Raw genomic sequence first — 6,078 nt, 5'->3', positions numbered from 1 at the left:
GTCTCGGTGGTGAGCACCATCCGGGCCACCGACGCCGCGTTGAGCACCGCCGACCTGGTGACCTTGACCGGGTCGATGACGCCGTCGGCGACCAAATCGCCGTACTTCAACGTGTCGGCGTTCAACCCCTGCCCGGCCGGCAGCTCGCTGACCTTGTGGACCGCGACCGCGCCGTCCAGTCCGGCGTTGGTGGCGATCCAGTACAGCGGCGCGTCGAGAGCTTCGGAGAACACGTCGACGCCCAGGGCCTCGTCCCCCTTCAGCGACGCACGCAGCTCCTTCAGCCCCTTGCCGGCCTGGATGAGCGCCGTTCCACCGCCCGCGACGATGCCCTCCTCGACGGCGGCCTTGGCCGCCGCGACGGCATCCTCGACGCTCTCCTTGCGCTCCTTGAGAGCGGTCTCGGTAGCCGCACCCACCTGGATGACGGCCACCCCGCCGGCCAGCTTGGCCAGCCGCTCGCCCAGCTTCTCGCGATCCCACTCCGAGTCGCTGTTCTCGATCTCGGCGCGCAGGTGCTTGATCCGGTTGGCGACCGCATCGGCCGAGCCACCGCCGTCGACCACGATGGTGTCGTCCTTGGTGACCACGACGCGTCGCGCCGAGCCCATCACCTCCATGCCCACCTCGCGCAACAGCAGACCGGCGTCGGGGTTGACCACCTCACCGCCGGTCACCACCGCCAGGTCCTGCAGGAACGCCTTGCGCCGGTCGCCGAAGTACGGCGACTTGACCGCAACGGCTTTCAGCGTCTTGCGGATGGAGTTGACGACCAGCGTCGCCAGGGCCTCACCCTCGACGTCCTCGGCGATGATCACCAGCGGCTTACCCGATTCGGCGACCTTCTCCAGCAACGGCAGCAGGTCGGGCAGCGAACTGATCTTGTCCTGGTGCAGCAGGATCAGCGGGTCCTCCAGCACGGCTTCCTGGGAGTCGAAGTCGGTCACGAAATACGCCGACAGGAAACCCTTGTCGAAGCCGACGCCCTCGGTGAACTCCAGCTCGGTGCCCAGCGTCGAGGATTCTTCGACGCTGACGACGCCGTCGGCCCCGACCTTGCTCATGGCCTCACCGACCAGCGCGCCGATCTGCGGGTCGCGTGACGAGACCGTCGCCACCTGCGCGATGGCGTCCTTGTCGGAGACCGGGGTCGCCGCCGCGAGCAGCGCCTCGGACACCGCGTCGGCGGCCTTGCTGATTCCCGAGCCCAGCGCGATCGGGTTGACCCCGGCCGCAACCAGGCGCAGACCGCCCTTGACCAGCGCTTGCGCCAACACCGTCGCGGTGGTGGTGCCGTCACCGGCGACGTCGTTGGTCTAGGTGGCCACCGACTTCACCAGCTGCGCGCCCAGGTTCTCGAACGGGTCTTCTAGGTCGATCTCACGCGCGACGGTGACGCCGTCGTTGGTGATCGTGGGCCCGCCGAAAGACTTGGCCAGCACCACATGCCGACCGCGGGGCCCCAGCGTCACCCGTACCGTGTCGGCGAGCTTGTTCACGCCCGCCTCCATGGCACGGCGCGCAGTTTCGTCGTACTCAATAAGCTTGCTCATCAGGCTCCTTCGCCCACCCAATTACGCATGCCGCCCCGGAAATCACCCGCACTTGAACGCGGGGATCGCCGGGGCGGAACACGGTCTTTACTTGTTGACGACAGCCAGCACGTCGCGCGCCGACAGAATCAGGTATTCCTCGCCGCCGTACTTGATCTCGGTGCCGCCGTACTTGCTGTAGATGACGGTGTCGCCCTCTGCCACGTCCAGCGGGATCCGCTTCTCGCCGTCCTCGTCCCACCGGCCGGGGCCGACTGCGACGACGGTGCCCTCTTGGGGCTTCTCCTTGGCGGTGTCAGGAATGACCAGACCGGACGCGGTCGTGGTCTCGGCCTCGTTGGCCTGTACGAGAATCTTGTCCTCGAGTGGCTTGATGTTCACCTTCGCCACGATTGGAGCCCTCCACTAGTTAGATCGGGTCCGGGGCCCTCGCCCCGGACATGTGTCGATCTCGGGTCCGGGGCGGCTGCCCCGGCCAGAGTTTGGCGGTCGGTCCGGGGCATGCCCCGAACCGTCCGAATTACCAGGTGATTCGGCATTCGTCCGGGTCCTAACGCCGTCGTCGCGGGTGCCGGCCACAGGGCTCGTCCGATTGCCACCTAGCACTCTATACACGCGAGTGCTAGCACTCAAGGCTACCCCGTGAAAGTCAGCCGACGCGGCTTTTCACTACGGGCATACCCGGGTCACTCGGCGCCTCGAGTGGCGAGGGTGGCGCGCCCGCGGCGACCAGGTGCGCGGCGAACGAGGCGATCATCGCCCCGTTGTCGGTGCAGAGCCGTGGCCTGGGGATCCGCAGCGAAAGGCCCGCCTCGGCGCAGCGTTGGGTGGCCAACTCCCGCAGCCGAGAGTTGGCGGCCACTCCCCCCGCGATCAGCAGGGTCGACACGCCGAGTTCGGTGGCGGCGCGCACCGCCTTGCGGGTCAGCACGTCGGCGACGGCCTCCTGGAAGCCGGCCGCGACATCGGCGGGCCGGAAGTCCGGGTTGCTTGCGCGGCTTTCCAGATACCGCGCGACCGCCGTCTTGAGCCCGGAGAAGCTGAACGCGTACGGGTCGTCGGCCGGGCCGGTCATGCCGCGCGGGAACGTGACGGCATTCCGGTCACCGGTGCGGGCCAGGTCGTCGAGCACCTTGCCGCCCGGATACCCCAGGCCCAGCAGCCGCGCCACCTTGTCGTAAGCCTCGCCGGCGGCGTCGTCCACGGTGCTGCCCAGCTCGACGATCGGCTCGCCGAGCGAGCGCACGTGCAACAGGTGAGTATGACCGCCGGACACGAGCAGCGCCACACACTCGGGCAGCGGCCCGTGTTCGTACACGTCGGCGGCCAGGTGCCCGCCCAGATGGTTCACGGCATAGAACGGCACTCCCCAGGCGGCCGAATACGCCTTGGCGGCGGCCACTCCCACCAGCAGGGCACCGGCCAGTCCGGGCCCGATGGTCGCGGCGACGATGTCGGGCTTTTGCAGACCGGCCGCCTGCAGCGCGCGCCGCATCGCAGGACCCAGTGCTTCCAGGTGCGCCCGGGAGGCGATCTCGGGGACGACGCCACCGAACCGGACATGCTCGTCGACGCTGGACGACACCTCGTCGGCCAACAGGGTCACGGTCCCGTCGGTGTCGAGCCGCGCAATGCCGACTCCGGTTTCGTCGCAAGAGGTTTCGATGGCCAGGATGTTCTTCATAGGGCTCCCCCGCAAGCGGGAGGTGCCCCCACCCGCCGCATGGTGTAGGCATCGGCACCGCTGATCCGGTAGTAGCGCCGGCGCAGGCCGACCTGTTCGAATCCCACACTGCGATACAACCCCAGTGCCGCCTCGTTGTCGGTGCGGACCTCCAGATAGACGACACCGCCGTCGGCGAACTCCAGCAGGTCATTGAGCAGCCGACGGCCGATGCCCTGTCCCTGGTAGGCGGGGTCCACGCCGATGGTGTGCACTTCGTACTCGAACGGCGCTTTGCGGCCCAGCCGCGAAATGCCGGCGTAGCCGATCAGCAGGCCCGCACTGCTGCGCGCGCACACGTAGTGGTTGTGCTTGCCGGCCAGCTCACGGTTGAACACCACCGCCGGCCACGGGTCGTCGCCGTCGAACAACTGGGCTTCCAGCTCGGCGCACCGGCCGGCGTCGCCGGGTGCCAACGCCCCGAAGACGACGGGCTCGCCGGCGCTGCTCATCGGGGTGCGGCCATCGGCTTGGCGTCCGGCCGGCGCAAGTACAGCGCGACCAGCGGCGCGGGGCTTTCCGACCAGTCCGTCACCGCACGCACCAGACCGGCCGGCGTCGGGCAGACCGGCTCACACACCGGCAGACCGAACAGCGCCGCGTGCTCTGGCGAACCGGCAACCGCGCGCGCCGGGCCGGGGTCGACGTCGGCCGGCGCGTTCACCGCGGGACCGTCGGTGCGGACGCCGTCGCGGTAGCGCGCCCAGTAGACCTCTCGGCGGCGGGCGTCGGTGACCACCAGCGTGTCGCCGGTGGTTTGCCCGCCGATGGCGTCGAGGCTGCACACACCGTGTACCGGGATGCCCAGCGCGTGGCCGTATGCGGCGGCCGTCGCCATTCCCGCCCGAAGTCCGGTGAACGGGCCGGGACCACAGCCCACCACGACCGCGTCGAGGTCGGCCATCGTCAGCGCGGCGTCGGCAAGCGCGGCCAGCACGTTGGGCGTGAGCCGCTCGGCGTGGGCACGGGCGTCGACGGTAACCCGCTGGGCCAGCACGGCGAGATCGTTGACGCGCACGACGCCCGCGGTGACGGCCGGAGTGGCGGTGTCGAGGGCGAGAACCAATTTTCCGGGGCTCACGAACCCCACTTCAGGCACTTTCCAACCTCATACTCCAACGGGAAACCCTCGCACTATTGCGACCTTAAGCTCCGGTGGGCACGTCGTCGCATGATGCGATGCCGACAGAGCCCGCCCATAGCATGCCACCTCCGCTGTTCCCCATGGCTGGTCGGAGAAGCGACCGTCGTCATGGCATTGCCTCGGCCCACGCGATATGCCCTTCGAAGCCAAGGGATTTCGCCATGTCGCCGTAGCGATCCCGGTGTTGGCGATAGCGGGCCTCGTCACCGTGAGCCCGCGCCAGGAGAGCCCACAGCCGCAGCAGCCAGACCTCGCGTATCGCCAGACCCTCTTCGGCCGGCGCGGCGGCTAACCGCTCGATCGCGGCTTCGGCCTCGGCCAGGTCGTCTTCGGCGTCGCGTTCGACCAGTGTCTCCACCAGAACACCGGTCGCCGGAACGCTCCACCACAGCAGGTGTCCCTCCCGGAACAGATGGTCCACGGCGGCGAACATGAGCGGTATCGCGCCGTCACGATCGCCACGCCGGGCCCTCTCACGCGCCGAGTAGACATTGAAGCCCGACAAATCGGCCAGGTTGTGTCCCCCGCGCAAGAACGCGTCGCCAGCCTCGGCCAGCAGCTGCTGTCCGCGAGCACACTCGGCAGCCGCTTGGCGGTGCACCAGCGCAGCGCCCAGCGCTCCCTGGGCTTGGGCCACCGCGACGTCGTCACTGGATCGTTCGGCAATTCGTAGGGCATCCTCGATCTCGCGCACCACGCGATCATCGGCGGCAAGCACGCCAGCCGGGATTCCCGGCCAGTAGACGTAGCCGATAACCACGGCGTAGGAAGCAGGGTCGGCGCTGCGGGCCATGGCCAGGCCGTGCCGCAGGTCGTCGCGCCATCCAGGACGACCCAGGCAATACCGGGCAAGAGCCCGCGTCGCGAAGGCGACCGCTAACGGAGACCCGATCATGAAGTTCCCTTTAGACGGATCACCGTCGGCCAGGTCGATGACCCGCTGCGACCACCGCAGCACGTCAGACAACTCACCACTTTCGAACTTGGCGTAGATCGCCGCGAGGGACAGCCCCACCGTCAGGGTCGGATCGCCGAGCGACTCGGCGAGGTCCCAGGCTTCAGAGGCCAGCCGCGACGCCTCGCCCACCCGGTCCTGATAGGCGTGATCAGCCACCAGCCCCGCCATGGCAATGGTCAGGGACGCCTTGTCCCCGGCGGCGGTGCACAACTGCCGCAGTTCCTCGAAGCGGGTACCTGCCACGCTCAGATGGATGCGCCAGGCGTTCGCGCAGAGCATGGTGCGCGGGGCGATGCGCATGGCTGTCTTGTTGGGGTCCTCGGCGGGCAGTGCGTCGGCGATCTTTTGGGCGCGCTCCCAACTCAGTCGCGCCGCGGCGATGTCGCGGTAGGTCGCCCACGTCGCGGCGCGCATATGCCAGCCATACGCGGCGTGCAACTCGCCGGCGGCCTGCACGTGTTCGGCAATCAAGGCGGCATTTTCGTCGGCCGCAGCCGGGTCACGTGATTCGACCGCGGCCGCGACGCGCCGGTGCCATTCGGCGCGATCGGACTTCAGCTGCGACTCGTAGGCCACCTGCCGGATCAGCGGGTGGCAGAAGGCGTATTCGGGGCTGGGGGTGAACCGCACCTGATCGATCAGCTCCGCGTCGAGTAACTCGTCGACCACCGCATCGATGTCCAGAGCGGCGAGTAGTTCT

Annotated in this window: 4 protein-coding genes and 2 pseudogenes; all 6 read right to left on the bottom strand. The window is 68.7% G+C overall.

What is annotated here, in order from left to right; all coding sequences use genetic code 11:
• Positions 1 to 1,553, bottom strand: a pseudogene (groL, locus tag VML93_RS15625) (chaperonin GroEL); the annotation flags it as partial.
• An 87-nt stretch (positions 1,554 to 1,640) separates the two neighbouring features.
• Positions 1,641 to 1,943 (bottom strand): co-chaperone GroES, encoded by a 303-nt coding sequence (gene groES, locus VML93_RS15620; RefSeq protein ID WP_065156784.1) that lies wholly within the window; start codon positions 1,941 to 1,943, stop codon positions 1,641 to 1,643.
• 259 nt (positions 1,944 to 2,202) lie between these two features.
• Positions 2,203 to 3,237, bottom strand: coding sequence for a tRNA (adenosine(37)-N6)-threonylcarbamoyltransferase complex transferase subunit TsaD (gene tsaD, locus VML93_RS15615; RefSeq protein ID WP_325611959.1), 1,035 nt, complete (start codon positions 3,235 to 3,237; stop codon positions 2,203 to 2,205).
• Positions 3,234 to 3,728: a ribosomal protein S18-alanine N-acetyltransferase gene (rimI, locus tag VML93_RS15610; protein WP_325611958.1), complete on the bottom strand. Its 495-nt coding sequence runs from the start codon at positions 3,726 to 3,728 to the stop codon at positions 3,234 to 3,236. Before rimI ends, tsaD begins: the two co-directional genes overlap by 4 nt.
• Positions 3,725 to 4,357 (bottom strand): tRNA (adenosine(37)-N6)-threonylcarbamoyltransferase complex dimerization subunit type 1 TsaB, encoded by a 633-nt coding sequence (tsaB, locus tag VML93_RS15605; protein ID WP_325611962.1) that lies wholly within the window; start codon positions 4,355 to 4,357, stop codon positions 3,725 to 3,727. The genes rimI and tsaB overlap by 4 nt, the downstream gene beginning before the upstream one ends.
• 169 nt (positions 4,358 to 4,526) lie before the next feature.
• Positions 4,527 to 6,078, bottom strand: a pseudogene (locus VML93_RS15600) (cyclase); the annotation flags it as partial.

The sequence above is a fragment of the Mycobacterium sp. genome, from assembly GCF_035499775.1.
Lineage (GTDB): Bacteria > Actinomycetota > Actinomycetes > Mycobacteriales > Mycobacteriaceae > Mycobacterium.
Note: the sequence above shows the minus strand (reverse complement) of the source record. Positions and strands in the feature narration are given on the sequence as shown.